This window comes from Bacillus sp. FJAT-49711, assembly GCF_018343715.1.
GTDB lineage: Bacteria > Bacillota > Bacilli > Bacillales > Bacillaceae_C > Lederbergia.
The window spans coordinates 673,885-699,839 of the sequence record NZ_JAGYPL010000002.1 but is presented as its reverse complement, the minus strand read 5'-3'; the positions used below and the strand labels follow the sequence as shown (position 1 = coordinate 699,839).

Here is a 25,955-nt window from a genome sequence, read left to right as displayed (position 1 = left end):
ACACGAAAATCAACCATTAATAATGCAGAGTTATTTTATAAAACCTAGCAACATTTCTCTTATGAGTTTACTCGCCGTGTTGGCTGTTTGCTCGGAATGGTCGTAAACAGGAGCTACTTCCACTAAATCACAGCCGACGACGTTGATGTCGGAATGAGCGATTTCGTGAATCGATGCCAGTAGTTCTTTTGATGTAATGCCGCCTGCGTCTACGGTTCCTGTTCCCGGAGCATGTGCTGGGTCAAGAACGTCAATATCGATCGTTACGTAGACAGGGCGATTAGCTAATGTTGGCAGAACTTTTTTCAATGGTTCGAGTACTTCAAATTTAGCGATATGCATGCCATTTTCTTTCGCCCATTCGAATTCTTCTTTCATTCCGGAACGGATCCCGAATGAGTAGATATTTTTTGCACCTATCAAGTCAGCTGCTTTTCGAATGGGAGTCGAATGGGATAGTGGCTCTCCTTCATATTCCGTTCGTAAATCCGTATGAGCATCCATATGAATGACAGCAAGATTCGGATACTTTTTATACATCGCTTTTATGACCGGCCATGTAACTAAATGTTCCCCTCCCATTCCAAAGGGGAATTTTCCAGCATCCAATAATGAGTCGATATATTCCTCAATCATATCTAGGCTTCTCTGTGCATTTCCGAATGGAAGTGGGATGTCACCGGCATCAAAGTATTTAACTTCGGACATTTCTTTGTCAAGATACGGACTGTATTCTTCAAGACCAATAGATACTTTTCGAATTTGCCCCGGGCCAAAACGGGAACCAGGACGATAACTCACTGTCCAATCCATCGGCATTCCATATATTACTGCTTGGCTCTCTTCAAAATTCGGGTGGCTTCCAATGAATACATTTCCCGAATACGTTTCATCAAAACGCATTTATATTCTCCTCTTTCTAACCTGCCTCCGTTTACTCCAATCCCTGCTTATTCGTTTGTAAGGTCTGCGATGAATTTTGGGAGAACGAAGGCTGCTTTGTGCAGGTCTTTTGTGTAGTATTTTGTTTCAATTGAATGGAATCGACTATCTTCTACCTTTAGTGGGTCATAGCGCTTTGATCCTAATGTAAAAGTCCACATCCCACTTGGATAAGTCGGGACATTTGCAATATAGAGTTTTGTAATTGGAAAAATTTCTTTCACATCTCGTTGAACTTCACGAATGAGATCAGCTTTAAACCAAGGATTGTCTGTTTGGGCGACAAAAATCCCATCCTCCTTTAAAGCCTTTGAAATTCCTGCATAAAAGCCTTTCGTAAATAAATTCACGGCAGGACCTACTGGTTCCGTTGAATCGACCATAATGACATCATACTCATCTTCGCTTTTCGCTATTTCCATAAAGCCATCGTCTACTTTTACTTCGACGCGATCATTATCCAGTTCACCTGCAATTGTAGGTAAAAATTGTTTCGAGTACTCAATCACTTTCCCATCTATATCCACTAGGACTGCTTTTTTAACTGACGGGTGCTTCATAATCTCGCGAATAACTCCGCCATCGCCCCCACCTACTACTAACACATTTTTTGGATGAGGATGTGTAAATAAAGGTACATGGGCCACCATTTCATGATAAACGAATTCGTCCCTTTCCGTCGTCATGACCATCCCATCAAGCAGAAGCATATTCCCCCACTCTTCTGTTTCCAACATTTCCAACATTTGAAAATCTGTTTGCTCTGTATGTAATGTACGTTTTATCTTCATCGTGATGCCGTAATGATCAGTCTGCTTTTCAGTAAACCATAAACCTCCCATTTTTACAGCCATCCTTCCGTGTGCATTGGCACATTATTTTGTCCAGCTACAGCGCCTATCGACTAGTGGATTTCTACTTCCCCTCCTACGATAAGTCAACATCGATTCGTCCTTTCGGACTCATCCCGTTTCCTTTATCTCGTCTGGGAATACGAAATCCATACGTCGATGGGCAAGGCGCTTCCGCTTTTCTTTGTCCAGCTACAGCGCCATCGACTAGTGGATTTCTACTTCCCCTCCTACGATAAGTCAACATCGATTCGTCCTTTCGGACTCATCCTGTTTCCTTTATCTCGTCTGGGAATACGAAATCCATACGTCGATGGGCAAGGCGCTTCCGCTTTTCTAACTAGTTTTCCACTATCGGACATTTGCAAACAACAAAATTATAGAAAATATGAGGAATGATGTAAAGATTTTTTAGAAAACGGTGAATAAAACAAAGCTTTTTCTTTCATACTGATGATAAAAGATTGCTAGATTGGGGTGATGAAAATGGAGACGGAAACGAGAGCTCATAGAAAAAAGTGGAGAACGATTCGACTGTTGATGTTTACTAGTATTTTAGCGATTGGAGCATTCGGAGCACTTTTCCTTTCATTTATTATTTATATAAAAATACTTGGCCCTCCTCCACTTGCCATCCCACAATCCACTTTATATTATGCAAATGACGGGTCGGTTATAGGGGAGAGCAATAGCGGGGAAAAGCGTTACTGGATAAAACTAGATGAAATTTCACCATCCACTATCGAAGCGGCCATTGCTATTGAAGATCGTACTTTTTATCATCATTCTGGTTTTGATTTTAAAAGAATTGTTGGGGCTGTAGTAGCGAATGTGACAGCAATGAAAAAAGTACAAGGTGCAAGCACTATTTCTCAACAATATGCTCGGAATCTATTTTTGACAATGGATAAAACGTGGAAACGAAAGATTTCAGAAGCAATTTATACGATTCGTCTTGAAGGAAATTACAGTAAAGATGAAATATTGGAAGGTTATTTAAATACAATAAACTTTGGACATGGAGCATACGGGATTGAAGCGGCAAGTCAATTTTATTTTGGGAAGAACGCGAAAGATTTAACGATTGCAGAAGGCGCTATGCTTATAGGAATCCCAAAAGGTCCAAGCATTTACTCTCCGATCATTAACTATGAAAAAGCGAAAAAGAGACAGTTGCTCATTTTAAAATCGATGCAAGAAATGAACGTGATTACGGAAGAAACGGCAAAAGCCGCCGCTGAAGAAAATTTAATCTTTACTGGAAAACATCCGCATCATCGTGCTGACTCCGCTCCTTATTTTTATGATATCGTAAAAAAGGAATTATTAACGACAGTTGGTCTCGATGAAAGAGTCTTAGCGCTTGGCGGGTTAAAAGTATTTACAACAATTGATCCTAAACAACAAGAGATTGCTGAAAATGTGATGAAAGAAACATTTGCCGAAGACTCGGAGATTCAAGTCGGATTTGCGGCTATGGATCCAAAGACTGGATTCGTCACAGCGCTAATAGGGGGAAGAAATTATGATGAAAGTCCTTTTAATCGAGCAACTCAAGCAGTAAGGCAACCAGGATCTACAATGAAACCACTTCTTTATTATGCGGCTCTTGAGCGTGGTTTTACACCATCTACCTTAATGCGAAGTGAACCAACAACGTTTACATTCGATGGAAATTCCGAATACACTCCGCATAATTTTAATAATCGCTATGCAAATAGCGAAGTGACAATGGCTCAAGCGCTGGCAGTATCAGACAATATATATGCCGTTAAAACTCATCTATTTCTTGGAGAAAAAGTTTTAGTAGATACGGTTCATAAATTTGGGATCACATCTGACATGGAACCCGTCCCATCTCTCGCACTAGGAACTTCCGGTGTAAAGGTTGTAGAATTGCTGAATGCTTATAGCATGCTCGCAAATGGTGGAAAAAAGGTGGAGCCCATTTTTATTCAGAAAGTAGTAGATTATCGCGGAAAAGTGATTTACGAGATTGAAGAAAAAGAAGAACAAGTTTTAAATCCGGATCTTGCCTTTATTATGAGTCAAATGATGACAGGTATGTTCGATTCTAAATTGAACGGATATGCTACCGTGACAGGAGCTTCGATTGCAAACCAGATGAGCAGAGTGTATGCCGGAAAATCCGGTTCTACTATATCAGATAGCTGGATGGCTGGCTTTACTCCGGGACTCGCATCTGTCGTTTGGACAGGTTATGACCAAGGCAAAGAAATTACGCTCACCGCAGACAAGGTTTACGCGAAAAATATGTGGATTCGTTTTATGGAGCGAGCTATAGAAGGTCAGCCTGAAAAACTTCACACATTCAGACCGCCTGTAGGTGTAACAGCCGTTCCTGTTGACCCATCGAATGGAAAATTAGCTACAAATCTGTGCCCTGTCTTTAGGCTTACTTATTTTGTAAAAGGCACTGAACCTGAAGAAATTTGCGCAGAACACCTATTAACGGGGCCAAATTAATTGGCTCCGTTATTTTTTTTCACTTTTTATTCCATTCCTGTTACAATGATTCCACTTTTATTGTCCCCTGATATTTCATAGTTACGTGCAACCGCTATTTTTAAGGAAGATTCTCCTTTGAAATCATAGTAAGATATATAATATTTATTACCTTCGTAGTGAACAGAAATTGATTTCTTCTTTTTCACATAATCTAAGTATTGCTCAAGGGTTAAGTTTTTTTCATACATAATGGCGCTATGCGGCAAACCGACATAGCGAAAATGCCAAGGTTCGTATTGAATTCCTGTGATTGCCGTTTTATCTTTCGGATAGCGCAAAATAAAACCATATTTCCACGAGTTTTTCTCGAGCCATTTTCCTTCTTTTGCCTCTTCCATCTTAGTTAATGTCGAGCCAATGTCGAGTGAAAGACCTAAATTGTGTTCACTGAATCCGGCTGGCAATGCATAGGCTGGACCCATTTCTTCGTAGAGTTGATTTTGTTCTTCAAAACTCCGAAAACCACTATTAATCATAAAGTGGTTAACTTGATCTTTTTTTGCTGCATTAACCATTGATGAAAAACGTTCTGCTACTTGTTCTGATATTTTTATATTATGATCGAGCAGTTGATAACCTTGCATATGATTTTGATGTTCGATTAAATTTATGATATCTCGTTTTACACCTATCTCGTTTACTGGGTTATCTTGATTGATCAATAATAAATCTCCGTAGTAAATGTGATCACTTTCAATCGTAATATAAGTTGTATTCTCACTTTTTTCATCAGAAATATTTATCCTTGAATGAAAATCATTGAACTTATAACCGAATAGCAGAACGAGAATCCCTAATAATAATATCCACTTTATCTTTTTCATCTTATCTTCCCTCCATCTTAATAATAGGAAAGACAATTAAAGAAAAAAGAAAGAAAAGATAAAGTTTTTATTAAGATTTACTAGAAAAGCAAAAGCGCCTGTTCATCGACGTACGACTACAATGAAAGGAACTGCTTGCGCTAGACAAAAACGAGTCGCATTCCAAAAATATAAACCCTAAAAGACTATACTTTTTGAGGCAAGCGAACTTCAAACTTTGTTTGAATGGGGTCGCTATAGGCAGTAATCGTTCCGTTATGCTGATCAATTATATTTTTGGCAATGTAAAGTCCTAATCCCGTACTATTATGTTCCAATGAACGGGAACGATCACCTGTATAAAACACGTCAAAAATATGTGTTAGATCATCTTCGGGTATAAAACTTCCATAATTCACAACTTCCACAACGACTTCATGGCTATCAAGATAGCCTTTTATATCGATATATTCTCCTTCAGATCCATAACGGATCGCATTCGTGAGCAAATTCTCGAAGACCCTTGCCAGCATCTCACCATCACCAGTAATTAGCAGATGAGGAACGATATCCAATCTGGCTAATAAACGGTTTTTCTCCAAAATCGGGTAAAATTCTTCATTCAATTGAATAAGCAGTTCCCCAATATTAATAGATTCCTTGTCCATTTTAATCATTCCGTAATTCAAGCGTGATATTTCAAAGAGCTCGTCTATCAACTTTTCCAACCTTAATGATTTTGTATGGGCAATCGTTAAAAAATGCTTCATTTGATCTTCGGAAAGTTGTTGATCCTTCATAAGCAATTCTATATATCCTAAAACGGAAGTGAGTGGTGTCCGTAAATCATGGGCTAAGTTGACGATAAGCTGCTCCTTGCTACTTATGGCAAGATTTTCTCTTTGTAGGGACTCCCTCAATTCCTGTGCCGCTTTATTAATATCTTCTGCGATAATCCTGAACTCATCATTCGTTGAAATGTGTACGGCGCTATTAAATTCACCAATTGCAAGCTGATGAATTCCAGTTGATATTTTTTTAAAATACGTTGAGTATGACTTTGTAAGTAAAAAGAAAAACAAAATTGCGAGGGGAATAAAAATAATGAGGAAAACATTTATATCCCCTATTCTCTCTATGGTTTTTCGAATATTTGCCAACGGCTCCCCCATTTGCACTTGGGATGTTTGATAATAATATTGGAGTATTTTATAGATACCAAAAGTAATAGCACCAGCTAAGAGCATACTGACACATAAGCGAAGGATCATTTGAGTTCGAAAGCTGCGCACTATTTTAGCCATTGAATGTATACCCTACTCCCCAAACGGTTTTTATGAACTTATTCTTATGCTCGTCTTCTTTTAACTTTTTTCTCAAAGCCCGAATATGTACCATTACTGTATTGCTGCCCTCGTAGTATTCTTCGCCCCATACGTTCTGAAAGATATTTTCAACACTATAAACCTTCTTTGGATAACTAGCCAATAAGTATAAAATATCAAACTCTTTTGGAGTTAATTCTATAGGTTCTCCGTATAACTTTACTGTCCGCTCGTCCAGATTTATGTTCAATCCGCCCACTTCTACTTCGTGGATTTTTCCATTCGTTTGGCTCAAAAGCTTGGAACGGCGAAGCTGAGCATTGACGCGCGCCACTAATTCCATTGGGTTAAACGGCTTAGACATATAATCATCTGCACCCATTACAAGTCCGGTAATTTTATCTAAATCAGATTGTTTCGCACTTAAAAAAATAACAGGTAAAGCATATTCCTCACGAACTTCGCGAATCACTTCATAACCATCCATTTTTGGCATCATAATATCTAAAACCGCTAAATCGATGTTTCGTGTTTGCATTGTCTGAAGCGCTTCCATTCCATCGTGAACTTTGATGACTTGATAGCCTTCCTTCTCTAAATGATATCCTACTAATTCAGCAATCTCTTTTTCATCATCTGCGATCAATATCGTTACCATGATTTCACCACCTATCTAATAGATGAAAAAACCTGAGGTGTGCGGCCTCAGGTTTCGTGTGTCCAGCTGCAGGCACCAGCCCCTCGAGGTCAAATAACCTGAGTCAATAAAAGTCAAAAAACAGACTTTTTTGCCTCAGAACATTTGCTTGTCGGGGCTAATCCGGCGCCTTTCGCTTTTCGTGTGTCCAGCTGCAGGCGCCAGCCCCTCGAGGTCAAATAACCTGAGTCAATAAAAGTCAAAAAACAGACTTTTTTGCCTCAGAACATTTGCTTGTCGGGGCTAATCCGGCGCCTTTCGCTTTTCAGTGTCCAGCTGAAGCGCCTATCGACTAGTAAACTTCCTGTCCCTCTCCCTACGATAAGTCAACATCGATTCGCCTTGCAGGCTTATCGTGTTTCCTTTATCTCAGTCAATGGCCCTGAAGTTCATACGTCGATGGACAGGCGCTTTCGCTTTTCAGTGTCCTAGTTTGTATTCTGTACAAACTATATGTAAGTTTACTTTTTTTCCGATCAATCGGCAAGTACGCACTACTATATTTGCAAAATGTCATAAATTGTTCAAATCTTTATATAGTACTTAAGATAATTCATCTTTCAGGGCTTCACTTGAACGATTCCACATTCCCTCATCATGCTGTTTTAAAAAGGCTGCAAGGTTTTTTCTTGATTCATCTTCCATGTTACGAACAATGACTTTGCCCTTCATTGCCTTATCCATATGATTCACATGTTCCGGCATCGATTTATAGCCTCTTCGTGCAGGGCGATTAATATATAATTCACAAGCCGTGATCCCTGCGTAATATGGTCCCTCTGGCTTACGAGCAACGGCTACCCAAATAACCCAGTATTTTTTCGCATCTTCCTTAGGGTAATCTGTCAAGAGTTCCTCAAGACTTTTTACGTATCTAACCCCACGCTCTGTTTTGCTTCGAGCGTGCATAGCCTGAAGCTCAATCCATACTTCTCCAGCCTCTACATCTATCATAATAGGAGTTATGTTATCTAAACTGAGAGAGCCAATTCCAAATCCTTTATGTCCGTCTGTCGGGTCATTTTTTATAATATTGAATTCTAGTTTTTTCTTCCCTTGTTCCACAAAAAAACCTCCTCACACTTTAGCTTTTCCTTATAAAACAAAAGCAAACACATTTTGAAGACTTTCTATAAAAAATGGCACAACTGTATTAATAATCGGATAAATCGTATATCTCCCAAGTGGGGTTATGACTAAAATGATAAATATTAATGAACCAAATTGTTCATACTGAGTCATTTTTGCCCTTACAGAAGGCGGTAATAGATCTTCTAAAATCCTATATCCATCTAATGGCGGGAGCGGCAGTAAATTAAAAACAAATAGCAACACGTTAAAATATACGAATAAATTAAAGAATTGCATAACCAATGGCGGTAATGATGCAGCAAGCCCCGATATAATAAATACATATAGAACGCCCATTCCAATAAACGCAAGCAAAAAGTTGCTAACTGGCCCCATTAAGGACACCAATATTCCGCCGACACGTGGATTTTTGAAATGGTATCGATTCACAGGGACAGGGCGTGCCCAACCAAAACCTGCGATGAAAATGAGTAATGTCCCTATCGGATCCAAATGGTGGAGTGGGTTCAATGTCAATCTTCCTTGATTTTTCGCAGTTGAGTCTCCTAATTTATATGCTGTATATGCATGCGCAAATTCATGCACAGTAAAAGCGATCAGTAGTACCGCTGCAATTAACGGAATTTGTTCGAGAGGGAATCTAAGAAAACGTTCCACATATCCAACCCCTTCATAAATCATTCTTCCTAACATTATAGCAAAAATTTAAGCCCTTATTGATTATCTTATTAGAAATCCCCCTCTAATCGGAAACAAGCAAATGTTCAGATTAGCGATTGGTTTTCAATCTTAAGCCGTTTCGACTAAAACTAGATAAGTAAACACGTTTATTTAATTAAACGGCAATAAACATTTTATGCTTTCTTTAATGGTAAAAAAAGCATACACTTTTCCTTGAATACATATTTAGTAGGAGGAATATTAACATGCCTTACGTAACTGTAAAAATGCTAGAAGGACGAAATGAAGAACAGAAAAAAGCATTAGTAGAAAAAGTAACAGCTGCTGTTGTTGAAACAACTGGAGCCTCGGAAGACAAAGTTGTTGTTTTCATCGAAGAGATGAGCAAAAACCATTATGCTGTTGGCGGAAAAAGATTAAGTGATGAATAGAAAAGCGTAAGTGCCTTGCTCATCGACGTATGGATTTCGTATTCACTGACGAGATAAAGGAAACACGATAAGTCCGTGAGGACGAATCTGGCTTCCTTATCGTAGGAAGGGAAGTAGAAATCCACTAGGCGCTGGAGCTAGACTCGAGTAAAAACGGAGGGCGACGTCATTTCGTTGCCCTCTTCAGCCGCTTAATGTAGAATAGTCGCTTTTCTCAAATCCTCAATATATGTATACGCTTCTTTCATTTCATCCTTTGTATATGATTGCTCGCTCTTTAAAACTTGGACTTTTTCTTCCACTTTCGGCTTTGGTAATGAATCAAAGTATAGAACCGTCGAAACTAACTCAAGAAAGCGTGCATTCTTCTCGTTCATTTTTTCCAGGCATGCCTCCAAGTTCGGAAGATCCATTTCGTATGAATCTAAAAACTCCTGCCCCGCCTTTGTCACTCTATACTTATAATGAACATATCCGCTTCTATCTTCCTTCACTTCATCAATAAAACCAAAATTGCATAATTCCTCAACTCGTAATGTCAATTCTTCTGAATATGGCCCGTAAAAATGAAATTCGAACTTCTCCTGAAAAGGAAAATTTAATTTCTTTGCAATATAAACCATCTTTTGCAGCTTTTTACGACCGACAATTTCTCCTGCCACAGCAAATATATTCATTAATCGTAGATGGTCATTCAGCATAACAAACGTTTCAACTCCTGCTCAATTTTTTCAGTGATGGATCATCCATGTTTCTTTAAAATGGATAATATTTGCTGTTTGATTTCCCCATGTTTCGATTGGTCTAGAAGAAAGTCTTCTGGGTAATATAATTTATGATCTGTACGTCTTTTTCCAGAAATGGCTTGTACGATTGTCGACTCCCTTGATAATTCACGCAATTCACCGTTAGGCATTAATAAATGAATCGGGAGGCGCTCCTCCTCTTCACCAGGTCGGTAAAAATCATATGGAAGGTCCGAAGAAGAATCTACAGCTAAATAATAATTAGGATCAATCTCCGCTTCTCGGAAAAGTTCATCGAGATGTCCTAACAATTTATATTCTCGTGCAGGATCAAATTCTACATATTTCAATAGATTGCGATTCATGAACCGATTGCACAAATCTCGGAGAATGGGATCCTCTTCGTCTTCCCACATTTGAAAATAGTATAAAATAACAGTTTCATCTAATTTTAAATAATCTTCTAATGTCACTTTTTCCTCAAAAAGAGAAATAAAGTGAGTTGGTTCATATTTAAATGTATACGCGTTTTCATATAACGCTTTTGCTCGCTGCAGGATTTTTGTAAGGATGACTTCCGCGCTTCTCGTGACAGGATGAAAATATACTTGCCAATACATTTGATAGCGGCTCATAATATAATCTTCAACTGCATGCATCCCCGTTGATTTGAAAACAACTTGATCTTCAAGCGGTCTCATTACCCGCATGACTCTCTCCATATCAAAATGGCCGTAGCTAACACCCGTAAAATAAGCATCACGCTGTAGGTAATCCATTCGATCCGCGTCAATTTGACTTGATATTAAACTGACAACTAACTTGTCCTCATACGTCTTTCCTACGACATCTGCCACCTTTTGAGGAAAATCAGGACTAACACGCCGTAAAACAGCATTAACCTCAGTCTCCCCCAAGATAATTTGTCTTGTGAATAATTCATGGTCTGTGTGATACACTTTTTCAAATGAATGCGAAAATGGACCATGTCCTAAATCGTGTAAAAGAGCAGCACAAAGGGATAGAAGTCTTTCATCTTCGTTCCATTCAGGTCTCCCTTTAAATACATCGTCAACGATTCGCCTCACAATTTCGTACACACCGAGAGAATGATTAAAACGGCTATGCTCCGCACCGTGAAACGTTAAATATGTAGTTCCAAGCTGCTTGATTCTTCGAAGTCGCTGGAATTCCTTCGTACCGATTAATTCCCAAATAATTTTATCACGCACATGGGCATAACGATGAACAGGGTCTTTGAAAACTTTTTCCTCGCTTAATTTTATATTGGAATGATTCATCTACAAACCCTCTTCCTATCTATCATGTTTACATTATATCGGTTTTGGATTTTTTTATAAAGCACATCAAGTTTCTATTAATTTATTGCGATTTTGGTATATAAATTGGCTTTGTTGTCCATCATATAATTACCGGAATTAAAAGATATTAATGGGAGTGAAAAATGATGAAAACACGACAAGATGCTTGGACGGAAGAGAATGATTTACTGTTGGCCGAGACTGTACTTAGGCATGTTCGCGAGGGTAGTACTCAGTTAAATGCATTTGAAGAAGTCGGTGATAGACTTAATCGAACTTCTGCAGCTTGTGGCTTTAGATGGAATGCCGTAGTTCGTCATCAGTATGAAAAAGCGCTAGATTTAGCGAAAAAACAACGAAAACAACGTCAAAGAATGCTTGGCAAAGATCAAGGCGGCAAAAAGAAGCTCCTTTATCAGCCACCAATCTCTATTTTAAATGAGGCACCGATGGAATCTTCACTGGAATCGGCAAATTCGTATGAAATGTATGCAGAAGAAATGGGAGAAGAACAAACACTTTCTGAACTTGCTCCGTTTACAGGAAACTTATTACCAGCACCTGCAACAATGCAAACAGGTGAATTGAGTATAGAAAAAGTAATTTCATATCTACAGACGATTCAAAGTTCCGAGTTTCATTTAGATGTACTAAGAAGTGAGAATCAGAGATTAAAAAGGGAAATCTCCGAACTGCGCAAAGAAAATGAAGTATTAACAAAACAAGTCTCCAAGCTTGAAGATAACTCGGAAACCATGCAAGAAGATTATGAGACACTAATGAAGATTTTGAACCGCGCTCGAAAACTCGTATTATTCGATGAAGATGAGCGTCCTGCAAACACGTTTAAAATGGATAGAAACGGAAATTTAGAGAAGTTAGCAGAGTAACAAGAAAAGCGGAAGTCGCCTGAATAGGAAGGAAGGCTAAGTGCGCAACGTCCTGTTGCAGGCTCAGGCAGCGACGTCCTGTCGATTCGCCCGCACTAGTACATCCGTGTACATCGCAACGCCTTCCTGACCCACATCCTGTGGACCTCCGACAAGCAAATGTTCCGAGGCAAAAAAAGTCCGTATTTTGACTTTTATTGATTCAGGTTATTTGACCTCAAGGGGTTGGCGACCGCAGCTAGACAAGACGATCTAGTGAAATTGGCACTTCAAATTTCACCTAGTGAAGTTGGCACTTCAAATTTCACCTAGTGAAATTGGCACTTCAAATTTCACTTGATGTTGGCTTATCGCAGGGAAGAGGGCAAGAAGTTTGCTAGTCGATAGGCGCTGGAACTAGACACAGTAAAAGCCGTGAATGTGTATCAACACATTACGGCTTTATTTTATTATTTCTGTCGATCATTCGTTCATAATAAACTTCAAACCAATCAAGTTCATTCCCTTTTAACCCGCTGGAATATAGCTTTCCAGCCAAACCTTGCAATGTCTGCAAAAACCTCAGCATTACATCCTGAATGGATAAATCAACCTTCAGTAATTCAGACAAAGAAGCCATAACTTCTGGATGCACATCTGGAAAATGATATTTAGATGGCTCCATAAATTTGGCGTATGTATAAAAATCTCGAACGAGTTCTGCACGCTTACGTCCGCTTCCCGTTACACAAAGATAAATTTGTACGGCAACCCCTTTTCGGATTCGCCGCTGGGAAATGCCGGCAAACTTTTTCCCATTAATGCTTAGATCATAGCTTCCCGGACAATAAGACCCAATAATCTCGTAAGCTTCAATCGTTTGTGGAAAGTCTTGAAACATAAGGCGAATAAGATCATACATAGAATCATAGCCGCGGTTAATATCGATGCCCTTTTCGGTGTCGGGGAAAATAAGCGTTAAGTTAAGGACCCCTTCATCAAGAACTACGGCAAGTCCTCCAGAATTACGTACAATCCCCTCATAGTTTTGATTGGCTAGAAACTTGAGACCCTCTTGTAAAGCTGGAAGCTTTGTATCTTGTATCCCTAATACTAGAGTATTAGCATGAACCCATGCTCTTGCAGTTGGGGGCGAATAGCCACTCCCAACCGACATGCAAAGAGTATCATCTATAGCAAATGATTGCATCGCATGAAAATGAGGATTCACACTTGATTGATCAATAATTCGCCATTCTTTTTGCTGTAAAAGTAGGTTACTTCCCAACATGTACGTTTAACTCCTTCAACCTGCAACCTTAAGAACTTTTCCCAAGTGATTGAACTGCTGTAACAAGGGCTAGATTATACACGTCTTCTTCACTGCAACCGCGTGAAAGATCGTTTACCGGTGAATTTAACCCTTGTAAGATCGGCCCTATTGCTTCAAAGCCTCCAAGTCGCTGAGCTATTTTATATCCAATATTTCCAGCTTCAAGACTTGGGAAAATGAAGACATTTGCATCACCTTGAATGGGGGAGTCTGGTGCTTTTTTCTGTGCAACAGATGGTACAATTGCTGCATCAAACTGGAACTCACCATCAATAAGCAATTCAGAGTCCATTTCCTTTGCCAATTGAAGAGCTGCTTCCACTCTTTTTGTTTCATCAGACACAGCTGAACCCTTTGTTGAAAAACTAAGCATGGCAACACGAGGATCAATATCAAACATTGCTGCTGTTTTGGCACTTTCAACCGCAATTTCAGCTAAATCTTGAGCTTCTGGTGCAATATTGATAGCACAATCCGCAAATACGTATTGTTCTTCCCCTCTTACCATAATGAAAACGCCTGATGTTTTACTTAGGCCTGGCTTCATTTTGATAATTTGCAATGCTGGTCTAACCGTATCCGCAGTTGAATGGACCGCTCCACTTACTAACCCATGTGCTTTTTTCATGTATACAAGCATTGTTCCAAAATAATTTTCATTTAATAGTAAATTTTGTGCTTCCGATTCCGTTACTTTTCCTTTTCGTCTTTCCACAAAGGCTGCTACCATTTCATCGAAGGCAACATATTTTGCGGGATCATATATTTCCATGCGATCTAATGAAACATTCATTTCATCCGCTTTTTCCTGAATACTTTCCATACTGCCAATCAATACCGGGATTAACACTTCGTCTGCTGCAAGTCTTCCCGCCGCGGCAAGGACTCTCGGATCTAACGCTTCAGGAAAAACAATTTTCCTATCCCATCCGCGTGCTTTTTCTTTTAAAATTTCAAATAAGTCATTATTTAAGTCAGCCATGTTAATCTTCCTCCTGCTTTAATAATTAACCCTGTATGGTTTACTAGCGTAATCCACCTGTATGGTTTACTCCATAATCCACCTGTATGGTTTACTAGGTAATCCTCTCCATAAGCATATACCCATTTTCACAAGATTGATAATGATATGGTGTATTCTTGACAATATTTTTACATAGATGCTTAATGAGGCTTGCTCAGGACAAATTATGATATAGTTTATTCTAGTAGCTAAAAGGCTAGAATGAATCACAAATGCTGAAGAATAGGAGTTGATCCGAATGAGTGAACCAGCACAAACACTGGATGGTTGGTATACACTGCATGATTTTAGAACGATGGATTGGTCTTCTTGGAAACAATTATCAAGTGACGTGCGACAAGCGGCGATCCATGAATTTTCACAATATCTAGAAAAGCTGAATGCTGTGCAAGATCAAAAGGAAGGCAGTCATGCTCTCTATTCCATTGTTGGTCAAAAAGCGGATTTTATGCTAATGATTTTACGTCCGACGATGGAAGAATTGAATGATCTTGAAAATGAATTCAATAAATTAACGATTGCTGAATACACAATACCTGCCTATTCCTATGTATCCGTTGTGGAATTAAGTAATTACATGGCAAAAGAATCAAAAGAGGATCCGTATCAAAATCCATATGTCCGTGGACGTTTATACCCTATTTTACCGAAAACAAAGCATGTTTGCTTCTATCCAATGGATAAGCGCCGCCAAGGGAATGACAATTGGTATATGCTTTCCATGGAAGATAGAAAAGAATTAATGTACAGCCATGGTATGATTGGTCGCAAATATGCCGGAATCATTAAGCAGCTTATTTGCGGATCTGTTGGATTAGACGATTACGAATGGGGAGTCACGTTATTTTCAGATGACGCCTTGCAATTCAAAAAAATTGTATATGAAATGAGATTTGACGAAGTGAGCGCACGCTACGGGGAATTCGGTTCATTCTTCGTCGGAAATATACTTGAAGATCATGATTTAGAGAGATTTTTATATATAAAATAAATATGATACATAGCCTTTTTCCTTTTAACGGGAAAAGGCTTTTTTCATTTGATTTTTCTTTAAACTTTCGAAAAGTTAGTACTGCATACCAGCCCTCTTGTTTGCATAGATATGAAAGAGTGAATTAAATTTGGTGCTTTTATCATTTTTCCTACCAAACATTCATTTCTAGAACAAGGCTGCCAAAAGGAAAAGGCACCCGAATCTATAAGGAGGGAGTAATTTGTCAAACCCATATCCATATCAAAATATGGCCGGTTATTATCCACAGAATCAAAGACAACAAATGCCGTTTACACCGCAAGCCCAATTCCCAGCGGGATTTTATCAACAACCGATGCAAGTTCCTACCGGTGTCGCCGGTACAAAAGGCGGAGTCAACGTCCCTGGCATGCTGCCTATAGAGGAATCCTATATTGAAAATATTCTCAGGCTGAATAAAGGCAAGCTTGTCCATGTCCATAGTACCTTTGAACATAATCGGGAATGGAATGCAAAAATTTTTAATGGTATTATCGAAGCCGCGGGAAGGGATCACCTCATTTTAAGTGATCCTCAGACTGGAAAAAGATATTTAATTCCAATGGTTTATGTTGACTATGTCACTTTTGATGAACCGATTGATTACGAATATCCATTTGGTGCAGGACCTCTGGCATCAGCACCACCCCGATAATCGGAATAGCGGAAGCGCCTTGGCAATTAATCAAGGCGCTTTTTATATTTATGCTTTATGTTTTGCGATCACATCTCTAATAAATGCAACACTATCATCGAAGTGGCGTTCGTCATGAATTCCATGTAACAGCATTCCACCAGTGTAGCCTACCTGATCTAGCTTTTCTAAAAAGTATTCGAAGTCCACAATCCCGTTCCCAGCGTATGTGGGATTCAAATCGTCACCATCTTTTATATCTTTGCCGTGAGCAAGATAAACATCTTTCCCTAGCAGTTCAAAAGCGTGATCCATTATCGGTCTTACCTTTTCTTTTCGAGCTTGTCCTTTTTGAAAAAGGTTTGCGATATCCATGATTATTTTTAGACGAGGCGTATTAAAAGTGTCCATTAGCTTTCGAGCCATTTCGGGAGTATTAATACAGTTATTAGGCTCACACTCAATACCTAAAATTAAATCATACCGCTCTGCTTGCTCCAACACCTTTTCCGTCGACACCAAAAGATCTTCCCAAGCCTCAGGATTCTGATTGTCCTCATGCCCCAACCACATGCTTTGTATATTTCTGCTTCCTGTACATAATGTGATAAAATCACAATTTAGCTCACGACTAGCTTCAGCGACCGAAGCAAACCGTTTGTAGCCATCTTCCCTTACCTCTTTAGATGGGTGAATCATATTGAACGTTCCATTCACTGCAACAATTTCAACTTTATTCCGCTCTGCCTGTTTTTGAACCTCTTTTAGCAGTCCTCGTTCGAACGTTAATGGCAACTGTTCGTCACACACTGAAGAAAAATCAAATTGAACTTGAGTGAACCCTACATTTTTAATAGAGGCAAACAGCTCTTCTGTGGTGGGGCGTTTCATTTCAATCGTGTACATACCTAGTTCCATAACATTACACCTCCGTATCTATCACTGAAATAATTTCTTAATCTCACACTTTCTTATATATTTCTACATATTCCTCGTAATCTAATACTTCAATAACACCTGACCAATTAAGTACGGTTCCAACAAAATCTTTTATATCTAACCCCGGCATTTCGTAAGTTTCATCATTATTTACAGTACCAGTGGCATCCTCAATAAACGTTACTTTGTATCCTCTATCGAATGCAGAAATAGCGGTAAACATACAACAAAATTCTGTATTAAACCCTGTTATAAAGAGATGATCTACACCTAATTTTTCTAAAATAGCGGCTAATTCTGTGTTAAAAAATGAACTTGGAGTTTGTTTTTCAATGACGTAATCAGCGTATCTTTTAAGAGATTTATGTAATTCGAAACCCTCCGACCCTCTATATAGTGGGCTTTCCTCCATTTCATCAAAATGTTTCATAAAGATGACTGGGGAATGATGATTTTTGAAATCTTGAATGATGTTTTCCATCAATGTAAGTTCCTTTTTAAAATCTCCAAAACTCACAATTCCATTTTGTACATCAATAACTAAAAGTGCTTTCATTCATATCACCTGCTTTTGTGTCTATTTATTTTATTTCTATATAAGAATCCAAATTCCTTCATCAATATAAAAACACCTCGCTCTTTGTATAAGCAAGGTGTAATATTTCTAGTATTAAAGGTGCTTCACCGCAAAAACAATGAGAAGAACCCACGATATAAGGAATGCAATACCGCCTAAAGGTGTAATCGCCCCTAAAACTTTAATGCCAGATGTACTCAATATGTACAAGCTACCTGAAAAAAGGATAATTCCAATCAGCATCGTCCAGCCAGACCATGATAAAAGTGAAGAAACCGGAATATTTCTCCCGATAATTCCAATCGCTATCAGGCCAAGCGCATGAAACATTTGATATGTAACCCCTGTTTTCCAAACCTCTAAATATTTTGGTTCAAGTTTCCCTTCTAATCCGTGAGCACCAAATGCTCCTAAAGCAACTGCTAAAAATGCATTGATTGCACCAATAATGATAAATATTTTCATATAGTAAAATCACCTTTCTATTTCCAGCTAGCCCCTGTCGACTGGCAAACTTCTTGTCCTCTTCCCTACGATAAGTCAACATCAGGTGAAATTTGAAGTGCCAATTTCACTAGTTCGTCCCTCGCCGTGTTTCCTTTATCTCGGTCAGTGGCCCTGAAGTTTGTACGTCGATGAACAGGCGCTTTCGCTTTTCTATTAAAAGTCAAACAATGAATCTCCGTTCGCGCCATCTTCCATTTTAATTCGTTCCTGGTTTGTTACTGAAATAGTTTGAGCTTTTTCAGGGAGAGTAATTTTCCGTGGTGTAAAACTGCTAATATCTTTTTGATCTTCCTCTAACGCCAATTCAGCAAGAGCCTTAACAGCATATAAATGCCCTTTTAGTTCCTGTTCTCCATTTGCTCCTTTTGCCTTCCTTATCTCATTCTCTAATTTTTCAAGTAAGCTTTTATAAGAGATATTCATACCGACAACTCCAGTCATTCATTTGCAGCCATTCTCTTCCTCACTTAACCACTTTTCATTCGCTACAATTACAGCATAGGCATTTTTGCAAAAAAAATCAAAAATAAGATGAGGAGAATTCCTCATCAATGAAATGGATTCAATATGATTTGGTTGATTATACAAAGCTAAGGAAATTTAATCGGAAGCTATCATCTAAAAAAATATAAGTTCTAGCATAGATTATGGTAATTTCCAAAATTCCTGGCGCAAAAGATTAAAGATTAGGAATTTGCCAATCGATAGGTGTTTCACCCAATTCCTGCAAAAATTCGTTCGTTTTTGAAAAGGGATGGCTGCCAAAGAATCCCTTCCTTGCCGCAAATGGACTTGGATGAGGGGATTGGATTATTTTATGTTTACTTGTATTAATAAGCGCAATTTTCTCTTGTGCAGGGCGGCCCCAAAGAATAAAAGCAACGGGTTTCTCCCGTTCATTGAGTAACGAAATCACTTTGTCCGTAAATATTTCCCACCCTTTTCCTCGATGCGAGAAGGCCTGCCCCGCCTTGACGGTTAGTATTGTGTTAAGCATGAGGACGCCTTGTTCTGCCCACTTTACTAAATATCCGTTATTCGGAATCTCACATCCTATATCATTTTTCAACTCTTTAAAAATATTCCGTAAAGACGGCGGAACGCGGACATCCGGTTTAACGGAAAAGCTAAGCCCATGCGCCTGGCCGGGTCCATGATAAGGATCTTGACCAAGAATGACGGCTTTTACATGATGATAAGGTGTATAATGAAGTGCATTAAATATATCGTTATGATCTGGATATATAATTTCCTTGTCATACTCCTCGGTTAAAAAAGCTTGGAGCTTTTCAAAGTATAATTTATGAAATTCCGATTCTAGTAATGAACCCCAATCATTTTTTAAAGTATTTTTCAATGCGTGTCTCTCCCTTCAGTTTACTATATACCCATGAAATGTTTTATTTAAAATCTAATTCGTTTTGTTAATAACAAAAAAAAGCCATCCAAAAAAACAGTGATTGAAAACTGTCTATTTGAACAGCCACCTTTAATGAACAAAGGCTCTTACTACATCAACTTAATCGCCTTTTCCTGCGCCATTAAACACAATTCCGCTGCTTTAAATGCATGCTCTTGTGTCATCGCATTTTCTGTACGATGGATGCAATCTTTAATCAATTCTCCGAAGAACGGATATCCTACTTCACCTTTTAGGTCAAAATATTTTTCACCCTCTTGATTGACGAGATACAAGTGATCTCCACCAGTATTCCGGGTCAAATCAACATATTTTCTAATTTCAATTGTCCCTTTTGTCCCGACAATAAAACTACGCCCATCTCCCCATGTACTCAATCCATCTGGTGTAAACCAATCTACACGGAAATATTGTGTTGCGCCATTGTCCCCTACTAATGTGGCATCTCCGTAATCTTCAAGTTCCGGGTATTCGGGATTATCGTAGTTTGCGACTTTACTATGTAACACTTTTGCATCTTTGGCCCCTGTATAGAATAGAAATTGCTCGATTTGGTGGCTTCCGATATCGCATAAAATACCGCCATATTGTTCTTTCTTAAAAAACCAATCTGGTCGGCTCGGCGCATTTAATCGATGAGGCCCGAAGCCAGTCACTTGAATAACTTTGCCTATGGCTCCTTCTTCAATTAGTTGACCAGCAAATACGGCACTTTCTACATGAAGACGCTCACTGTAGTAGACCATATATTTTTGCCCTGTTTCTTCAACGACCTTTTTTGTTTCCTCCAGCTGCGCCAATGTTGTAAAAGGAGTTTTGTCCGTAAAATAGTCCTTTCCCGCTCGCATGACACGATTGCCTAAAGCACTTCGTTCCGATGGTATTGCCGCCGCTGCTACAAGCTTTACTTCCTGATCTTCTAAAATTTCTTCGATCTTGCTCGCCTGTTTAGCTTGTGGATATGTTTTCAGGAACTGGTCTACCTTAGCTTGATCAGGATCATACACCCATTTCAACGTTGCCCCTGCCTCAATCAATCCATTGCATTGACCGTAAATATGTCCGTGATCTAAAGCAATCGCTGCAAAAATAAATTCTCCTTCTTTTACAACAGGATTTGGTTTTCCTTTTGGTGCGTAATTCATTCCATCTCCATTACTCATCGTTTAAATCACTCTCACAATGTAATTTATTTTCTGACAACTTTATTATATCAAAACCAATCCTCTCTATTAAACAACCTATTTAAATAATATACGGTTTTATGGAAAATTGAATCCTACATCCTTACAAATTTGGTTTATTTTGTCTAACCTAATTATTATCCATTAAATGTTTTAATTGAAATCTAACGGGTTATATAAATAGTGTCCACTTATTTACTAAAAAAGGAGATGTAATATATGAATACCGTCAGAGTTTGTGAGAATGGTCTAGAGGCAAAAAATATTATAAATGATTTAACTAACCAAGGATTTGAGCATAATCATATTTATTTATTTGCACATGATGAAGAACGTTCAAAGGATTTGACGGACGTTACAGATACTGGTGTAGTAGGAGTGGGAGAGCTCGGAGTTCTTGATTCAGTCAGCAATGTATTCCGAAAAAGAGGAGATGAGCTTCGCGCTAAATTCGAAGCTGTCGGCCTAACTGAAGCAGAGGCGGAGCAATATGAAAAAGTCTTGGATCAAGGACAAGTAGTCATTGTTGCTACAACTGAACATTAATATTGATCATAAAGGGCTGCCAACTAGTTAACTGGCAGCCCTTTTATCATCTTCAAATAATTTTTTCGACTTCACTACCCAATATATGGAACCGGCGGCGATGATTGCAATCAACAACTCTACCAAATAAATATTTGTAATCACACCCGCTTGGTAAAGAGCAGCCGGGAAATCAAAGACTGCATGAATAAGAATCGCTAGAAAAAGATATATTATTTTTCGTTTATGGATCCCATACAATACAAGAATGGAAAGTCCTAAATGAATAGAAAGTGCACTTAATCGCTCAATTCCACCTAACAGGATCATAAAGGGCGAACTACTCGTCAATTGTTCCTTTATTGGGCTTAATGCTTCTATCGTTTGTTCATTAATCAATAACGAATCGAAGGTCCCGTTATTAATCATAAAAGCAAAAACAATCATCATGATGCTATTAATTCCAACGAGTAAGATAGCTTCCATCCCGCCATGACCAAGGCCAAACGCAAGTCCATCTCTCCATTCCCGGTACTTCTTCAATGCAAACTTCATCATGATAAATCTACCTGTCTCCTCGAAAATTCCCGCCATTAAACCTCCATAAAGCATGAAAAGCCATGGATTTTCGAAAAACTGTTTCGTAGATTTATTCCAAACGAGGAAATAGCTATGCAAAAGTCCTTCTAATACATTAGCAAACAGAAAGAACGTTACCATCCCAATCAACAATACAATCAGTGAAATCTTATATCTTTTTTTGAAAAAAACAAGTAAAAATATCGGTGTGCCTACAGCAATGATAAAAGAAATGAACATTGAAACAATCATTGTCGAACTTACCATACCCTACTCCTTTCCTATCCAATTAAAGAATAATAGATTTTCCTAGCTTCATTCGGATTTTTCGTCCCATGAATGAGTGCACGGCCGTCTTTGAAAAAAACAATCCGTGTTCCTTCTTTTACGATTGAAAGTAAGAAAGGGTTTCCTCCAACCTCATATCCAGCTGAACGCCATCTATCCGCAAGCTGCTCCAATAAAAGAGACTCACCGTCAGCAGGACGTATTTGCACTGTATCCCTGCCGCATAAAACAGCCACCTTCGTATTGGAATCTGCTTGTAAAAATGGATATGTACGTTCTTCTCCACATGAAAGACACGCTTTATCTTTTAATGCCCCTGCCTTTAAAGCTACATATTCATTTTCCCATAGATCGAATGAAACAAAGGTTTTTCGCACTGCTTCACTATTCCCCGATAAAATTTTCAAAGCCTCCGCACTTTGATGAGCCGTAACCATTTGAACAGTAGGTGCGATGATTCCAATTGTGTCACAAGTCTGACCTTGCAACGGCAACTTTTTCAATAAGCATTGTAAGCAAGGAGTCTCATCAGGAATAATTGTAAATGCCATTCCGAAGCTTCCGACACATGAGCCGAAAATATAAGGGATACCATACTTATGGGCAAGATCGTTCATTAAAAATCGCGTTTCAAAATTATCGGTGCCGTCTATGAGTAGATCGACATCATTTATCATACCTTCTAAAAGAGCTCCATCTGCTTGGGCAACGATAGCCTCAATTTCAACTTCGCTATTAATTTGCTGCAATCTATTTTTTGCTGCCTCCGCTTTCGGCCATTTTTTTAGTGCATCTTCTTCCGTAAATAAATGCTGTCTTTGAAGATTGCTCATTTCAACATAATCCCGGTCGATAATCGTTAGCTTCCTTACGCCTGCGCGAGCTAAAGTTTCCGAAGTATGTGTGCCTAGAGCACCCACTCCAAGAATGAGTGCGTGCTTTTTTGCCATTTCCTTTTGACCTGCTTCACCCATTTTTTTAAATAAAATTTGCCGTGAGTATCGGTCCATCTGGATTAGCCCCCACTTACTGGCGGAATAAGTGCTATCACATCTCCAGCTTTTATAACTGTTTCATCTATAGCAAATTCTTCATTAATGGCGACCATAATTCCAGCCAAACTTCCTAGATTTGTTTCAGTCTCTAAATAATCTCGCAGATCCTTTACTGTTTTTCCCGAAACATCCAATGTTAAAGAACTATCCTTAGCCAGCTCTTTTAAATGCGCGAATAACAAAATCTTATTCATTTAAGTCTGCCTCCTCAGGTTTTCCTTCCACATATTCCTTTGTCCCCTGCTGGTTGCCAATCCATTTCTCGCCATCTTCCCAATGCTCCTTTTTCCAAATCGGAACAATTTCTTTGATCCTTTCGATAGCGTAGCGATTTGCTTCATATGCTTCCGGACGATGTGGGGAAGAAACCGCAATCGCAACAGCAATATCAGTTATTTCAAGACGTCCAATTCGATGTGAGATCGCAGCAATCACTCCTGGCCAGCGTTCCTTCATCTCCGCTACAATTTGCTCAAGCTTTTTTAGTGCCATTGCTTCATATGCTTCGTATTCAAGATAAAGTGTTTTCCGGCCATGAGTCAATTCACGGACAGTTCCGATAAAGGTTGTAACGGCTCCTGCTTCTCTTCGTACCACTTTTTCGTATATTTCTTCTATTTTTATAGGGTCTCTCGTGATCTCACAATTCAATGAAGTTCGTTCCCTTCAATTCGTTTTTTTGCCTCTATATAATCTTCCTTAGTATTCATATTCCATAAATCTAATGAATCCATAACTTCAATATACTCAACATTGATACGATCAAGCAAAGATTTTACTGCTTTCTTACCCTCTTTTAATGTTTCATGCACATACGTAAGTATTCGCGCATCATAGGCGGAAAATAGTGGATGAATCTGTCTCCCGACAATAGGAACGACAGCATCAAGTTTTTTATCAATGAGTGTTTGTACGAGTTGTTTTGCTAAATCAGCAGATGCAAACGGCATATCACAAGCAACAACGAGACACGGGCCCTGCTTTGCGGCAGTTAGCCCAGTTAAAATCCCAGCTAATGGACCTTGGCTCTTATATGCTTCTGTGTCTTCCAAAACCATCACGGAATGTTCTATTTGATAAAATTGTTCATTCGCTATTAAAAATACTTCTTCTGAAATAGGGATGAATTCCTCTATGATACGATCAATAACTCGTTTGTCCCCTATTTTCATTAAAGCTTTATTTTCACCCATGCGGCTTGATTTTCCTCCAGCTAGAATAATCGTTTTCACTTTTGCGCCCCCTTTAAAATTTCAATTTACTAACATAATGAAGTCCGATATTCTTTAATTATGAGGTGAATTTTGTTGAAATTAAAATGGATTTTATTATGTGTACTACCTTTCGCCATAATTGGTATTACGTTGTGGGTTAAAACGGAAAGTTGGATGAATGCCGGCAAGCAGCCCGCCGCCAATGGAAAAAATGAATATGCCATAATTCTCGGTGCTAAAGTGAATGGTGAGATTCCTTCACTTTCTTTACGCTACAGACTTGAAGCGGCCTTGAATTACGCAAACGAACACCATCACGTAAAATTCATTTTATCAGGAGGCCAAGGTCCGGATGAAGATATTTCAGAAGCGGAAGCTATGAGACGATACCTAGTCGAACACGGCATCAAAGAGGATCGCTTAATTTTGGAAACAGCATCGACATCTACCTATGAAAATATTCAATTTTCTAAGAAACTGCTGCCTGCTTCCATCAACTCTGTTACGATCATTACGAGTGATTTCCATCTTGCACGAGCTAGAAAAATTGCCCGCAGACTTGATTTAGAGTCGGACACTGTAGCGGCCAAAACACCTAAGGTTGTGAAATGGAAATTAACAACTCGCGAGCGTTTTGCGCTTTTAAAAACATATGTATTTGGAAAATAGCAAAAAATCGAGTGCCTCCCTATGGTTAACACTCGATTTTTACCCTTCACTAAAAATCTCCTTCAATTCTATAGTGAATCCATCTAAAAATCCCGAATGAATTTGTCCTATTTCTGTTTTCATATCATGCTGCTCATACATATTTTTTTCATTAAGCTTGTAAACTGTAATTGATAATAGCATTGGATTCACAATCCAGTATTCTTTCACTCCATACTCCATATAAATATTTAACTTCGTGATTAGGTCATGAGACTGATTGGTAGGACTTAGGATCTCTATTATTAGACTTGGAACTCCGACATATCTAGAATCCGTGAATCCCTTTTTGTCACAAATAACACTCAGGTCCGGAATGAAAATTTTGGTCCCATCCTTTTTTTCATTTTTCAGTTCAATATCAAACGGTGCAGAAAAAACTTCGCAAGGCTTCCCTTCAAAAAAACGATCCAATTGAACTAGGAGCTTCCTAGATATTCGTTGATGCCTTGTCGATGGAAATGGCGACATATAGATGAACCCATCGATGTATTCCAATAATTCTTCGGTATTCTCGCGAATTTGTAAATACTCGTCAAACGTAATAGGCTCTTTTTGATAGAGACTCATAGTCATCCCCCTTCTTATTCAAATTATACCATATATTTTTCAAATTTTTAAAAAATGGATTGACAGCCCTATCATATAGTGATAATATTTTCCTTCCG

General features: G+C 38.7%; 31 protein-coding genes. 7 read left to right on the top strand and 24 right to left on the bottom strand.

Annotation, left to right across the window (positions count from 1 at the left end):
- Window positions 1-30: 30 nt before the first annotated feature.
- The 3 genes from speB to KHA96_RS11070 form a co-directional block, all read right to left on the bottom strand.
- A complete protein-coding gene (gene speB / locus KHA96_RS11080; RefSeq protein WP_213129350.1) occupies window positions 31-903 on the bottom strand; it encodes an agmatinase in 873 nt (290 codons plus the stop codon).
- A gap of 47 nt (window positions 904-950) precedes the next feature.
- Window positions 951-1,784, bottom strand: coding sequence for a spermidine synthase (speE, locus tag KHA96_RS11075; protein ID WP_213129349.1), 834 nt, complete (start codon window positions 1,782-1,784; stop codon window positions 951-953).
- A gap of 85 nt (window positions 1,785-1,869) precedes the next feature.
- Entirely contained in the window at window positions 1,870-2,037 is a 168-nt protein-coding gene (locus KHA96_RS11070) for a hypothetical protein (protein ID WP_213129348.1), read from the bottom strand.
- A gap of 236 nt (window positions 2,038-2,273) precedes the next feature.
- Between KHA96_RS11070 and KHA96_RS11065 the strand changes: the two genes are divergently transcribed.
- A complete protein-coding gene (locus KHA96_RS11065; RefSeq protein WP_213129347.1) occupies window positions 2,274-4,280 on the top strand; it encodes a transglycosylase domain-containing protein in 2,007 nt (668 codons plus the stop codon).
- A 26-nt stretch (window positions 4,281-4,306) separates the two neighbouring features.
- Here the strand turns inward: KHA96_RS11065 and KHA96_RS11060 are convergent, their stop codons facing one another.
- The 5 genes from KHA96_RS11060 to KHA96_RS11040 all read right to left on the bottom strand — a co-directional run bounded on the left by KHA96_RS11060 (window position 4,307) and on the right by KHA96_RS11040 (window position 8,896).
- Entirely contained in the window at window positions 4,307-5,146 is an 840-nt protein-coding gene (locus KHA96_RS11060; protein ID WP_213129346.1) for a M15 family metallopeptidase, read from the bottom strand.
- A 185-nt stretch (window positions 5,147-5,331) separates the two neighbouring features.
- Complete coding sequence (locus tag KHA96_RS11055) at window positions 5,332-6,429, bottom strand: HAMP domain-containing sensor histidine kinase (RefSeq protein ID WP_213129345.1); 1,098 nt, start codon at window positions 6,427-6,429, stop codon at window positions 5,332-5,334.
- Window positions 6,422-7,108: a response regulator transcription factor gene (locus KHA96_RS11050; RefSeq protein WP_213129344.1), complete on the bottom strand. Its 687-nt coding sequence runs from the start codon at window positions 7,106-7,108 to the stop codon at window positions 6,422-6,424. Before KHA96_RS11050 ends, KHA96_RS11055 begins: the two co-directional genes overlap by 8 nt.
- Before the next feature lie 582 nt (window positions 7,109-7,690).
- Complete coding sequence (locus tag KHA96_RS11045) at window positions 7,691-8,212, bottom strand: YwhD family protein (protein WP_213129343.1); 522 nt, start codon at window positions 8,210-8,212, stop codon at window positions 7,691-7,693.
- A gap of 30 nt (window positions 8,213-8,242) precedes the next feature.
- A complete protein-coding gene (locus tag KHA96_RS11040) occupies window positions 8,243-8,896 on the bottom strand; it encodes a site-2 protease family protein (RefSeq protein WP_349305731.1) in 654 nt (217 codons plus the stop codon).
- Between the two features lie 245 nt (window positions 8,897-9,141).
- Here KHA96_RS11040 and KHA96_RS11035 point away from each other — a divergent pair, with 245 nt between their 5' ends.
- Window positions 9,142-9,351 (top strand): 2-hydroxymuconate tautomerase, encoded by a 210-nt coding sequence (locus tag KHA96_RS11035; RefSeq protein ID WP_349305758.1) that lies wholly within the window; start codon window positions 9,142-9,144, stop codon window positions 9,349-9,351.
- A gap of 191 nt (window positions 9,352-9,542) precedes the next feature.
- Here KHA96_RS11035 and KHA96_RS11030 read toward each other — a convergent pair whose 3' ends face one another.
- Window positions 9,543-10,052 carry a YwgA family protein gene (locus KHA96_RS11030; protein ID WP_213129342.1) on the bottom strand — a complete coding sequence of 170 codons (510 nt, stop codon included), beginning with the start codon at window positions 10,050-10,052 and terminating at the stop codon, window positions 9,543-9,545.
- 41 nt (window positions 10,053-10,093) lie between these two features.
- Window positions 10,094-11,398 carry an HD domain-containing protein gene (locus tag KHA96_RS11025; RefSeq protein ID WP_213129341.1) on the bottom strand — a complete coding sequence of 435 codons (1,305 nt, stop codon included), beginning with the start codon at window positions 11,396-11,398 and terminating at the stop codon, window positions 10,094-10,096.
- Between the two features lie 167 nt (window positions 11,399-11,565).
- Here KHA96_RS11025 and KHA96_RS11020 point away from each other — a divergent pair, with 167 nt between their 5' ends.
- Window positions 11,566-12,309 carry an RsfA family transcriptional regulator gene (locus KHA96_RS11020; protein WP_283248449.1) on the top strand — a complete coding sequence of 248 codons (744 nt, stop codon included), beginning with the start codon at window positions 11,566-11,568 and terminating at the stop codon, window positions 12,307-12,309.
- 433 nt (window positions 12,310-12,742) lie between these two features.
- On the opposite strand, the gene lipL is transcribed toward KHA96_RS11020, so the two are convergent.
- Together lipL and pta are read right to left on the bottom strand one after the other, a co-directional pair.
- Window positions 12,743-13,579 (bottom strand): octanoyl-[GcvH]:protein N-octanoyltransferase, encoded by an 837-nt coding sequence (lipL, locus tag KHA96_RS11015; protein ID WP_213129339.1) that lies wholly within the window; start codon window positions 13,577-13,579, stop codon window positions 12,743-12,745.
- 28 nt (window positions 13,580-13,607) lie between these two features.
- Complete coding sequence (gene pta, locus KHA96_RS11010) at window positions 13,608-14,603, bottom strand: phosphate acetyltransferase (RefSeq protein WP_213129338.1); 996 nt, start codon at window positions 14,601-14,603, stop codon at window positions 13,608-13,610.
- 280 nt (window positions 14,604-14,883) lie between these two features.
- On the opposite strand from pta, the gene hemQ reads away from it, so the two are divergent.
- Both hemQ and gerQ read left to right on the top strand, forming a co-directional pair.
- Entirely contained in the window at window positions 14,884-15,636 is a 753-nt protein-coding gene (gene hemQ / locus KHA96_RS11005) for a hydrogen peroxide-dependent heme synthase (protein ID WP_213129337.1), read from the top strand.
- A gap of 250 nt (window positions 15,637-15,886) precedes the next feature.
- Window positions 15,887-16,312 (top strand): spore coat protein GerQ, encoded by a 426-nt coding sequence (gene gerQ / locus KHA96_RS11000; protein ID WP_213129920.1) that lies wholly within the window; start codon window positions 15,887-15,889, stop codon window positions 16,310-16,312.
- A gap of 48 nt (window positions 16,313-16,360) precedes the next feature.
- Here gerQ and KHA96_RS10995 read toward each other — a convergent pair whose 3' ends face one another.
- From KHA96_RS10995 to KHA96_RS10970, 6 genes are all read right to left on the bottom strand, one after another.
- Window positions 16,361-17,209: a sugar phosphate isomerase/epimerase family protein gene (locus tag KHA96_RS10995; protein WP_213129336.1), complete on the bottom strand. Its 849-nt coding sequence runs from the start codon at window positions 17,207-17,209 to the stop codon at window positions 16,361-16,363.
- A 43-nt stretch (window positions 17,210-17,252) separates the two neighbouring features.
- Entirely contained in the window at window positions 17,253-17,786 is a 534-nt protein-coding gene (locus KHA96_RS10990; protein ID WP_213129335.1) for a cysteine hydrolase family protein, read from the bottom strand.
- Window positions 17,787-17,900: 114 nt separating this feature from the next.
- Window positions 17,901-18,272, bottom strand: a complete 372-nt coding sequence (locus KHA96_RS10985; protein ID WP_213129334.1) for a DUF423 domain-containing protein — start codon at window positions 18,270-18,272, stop codon at window positions 17,901-17,903.
- 195 nt (window positions 18,273-18,467) lie between these two features.
- Window positions 18,468-18,737, bottom strand: a complete 270-nt coding sequence (locus tag KHA96_RS10980) for a YwdI family protein (protein ID WP_213129333.1) — start codon at window positions 18,735-18,737, stop codon at window positions 18,468-18,470.
- A 256-nt stretch (window positions 18,738-18,993) separates the two neighbouring features.
- Entirely contained in the window at window positions 18,994-19,671 is a 678-nt protein-coding gene (locus tag KHA96_RS10975) for a uracil-DNA glycosylase (RefSeq protein WP_213129332.1), read from the bottom strand.
- Window positions 19,672-19,823: 152 nt separating this feature from the next.
- Complete coding sequence (locus KHA96_RS10970) at window positions 19,824-20,897, bottom strand: Gfo/Idh/MocA family protein (protein WP_213129331.1); 1,074 nt, start codon at window positions 20,895-20,897, stop codon at window positions 19,824-19,826.
- Between the two features lie 240 nt (window positions 20,898-21,137).
- Here KHA96_RS10970 and KHA96_RS10965 point away from each other — a divergent pair, with 240 nt between their 5' ends.
- Window positions 21,138-21,464 carry a YflT domain-containing protein gene (locus KHA96_RS10965; protein WP_213129330.1) on the top strand — a complete coding sequence of 109 codons (327 nt, stop codon included), beginning with the start codon at window positions 21,138-21,140 and terminating at the stop codon, window positions 21,462-21,464.
- A 27-nt stretch (window positions 21,465-21,491) separates the two neighbouring features.
- Here the strand turns inward: KHA96_RS10965 and KHA96_RS10960 are convergent, their stop codons facing one another.
- From KHA96_RS10960 to mobA, 5 genes are read right to left on the bottom strand one after another with little or no spacing between them, the layout of a single operon-like run.
- Entirely contained in the window at window positions 21,492-22,289 is a 798-nt protein-coding gene (locus KHA96_RS10960) for a YhfC family intramembrane metalloprotease (RefSeq protein ID WP_213129329.1), read from the bottom strand.
- A gap of 14 nt (window positions 22,290-22,303) precedes the next feature.
- Window positions 22,304-23,320 carry a ThiF family adenylyltransferase gene (locus KHA96_RS10955; protein WP_213129328.1) on the bottom strand — a complete coding sequence of 339 codons (1,017 nt, stop codon included), beginning with the start codon at window positions 23,318-23,320 and terminating at the stop codon, window positions 22,304-22,306.
- A 5-nt stretch (window positions 23,321-23,325) separates the two neighbouring features.
- Window positions 23,326-23,559, bottom strand: coding sequence for a molybdopterin converting factor subunit 1 (gene moaD / locus KHA96_RS10950; protein ID WP_213129327.1), 234 nt, complete (start codon window positions 23,557-23,559; stop codon window positions 23,326-23,328).
- The gene (locus KHA96_RS10945) at window positions 23,552-24,016 is read right to left on the bottom strand and encodes a molybdenum cofactor biosynthesis protein MoaE (RefSeq protein WP_213129326.1); all 465 of its coding nucleotides are present in this window, start codon (window positions 24,014-24,016) and stop codon (window positions 23,552-23,554) included. The genes moaD and KHA96_RS10945 overlap by 8 nt, the downstream gene beginning before the upstream one ends.
- The gene (mobA, locus tag KHA96_RS10940) at window positions 24,013-24,597 is read right to left on the bottom strand and encodes a molybdenum cofactor guanylyltransferase (RefSeq protein WP_213129325.1); all 585 of its coding nucleotides are present in this window, start codon (window positions 24,595-24,597) and stop codon (window positions 24,013-24,015) included. Before mobA ends, KHA96_RS10945 begins: the two co-directional genes overlap by 4 nt.
- A gap of 75 nt (window positions 24,598-24,672) precedes the next feature.
- Here mobA and KHA96_RS10935 point away from each other — a divergent pair, with 75 nt between their 5' ends.
- Window positions 24,673-25,248 (top strand): YdcF family protein, encoded by a 576-nt coding sequence (locus tag KHA96_RS10935; protein ID WP_249315461.1) that lies wholly within the window; start codon window positions 24,673-24,675, stop codon window positions 25,246-25,248.
- Window positions 25,249-25,287: 39 nt separating this feature from the next.
- Here the strand turns inward: KHA96_RS10935 and KHA96_RS10930 are convergent, their stop codons facing one another.
- Entirely contained in the window at window positions 25,288-25,857 is a 570-nt protein-coding gene (locus KHA96_RS10930; protein ID WP_213129324.1) for a Uma2 family endonuclease, read from the bottom strand.
- Window positions 25,858-25,955 lie beyond the last annotated feature (98 nt).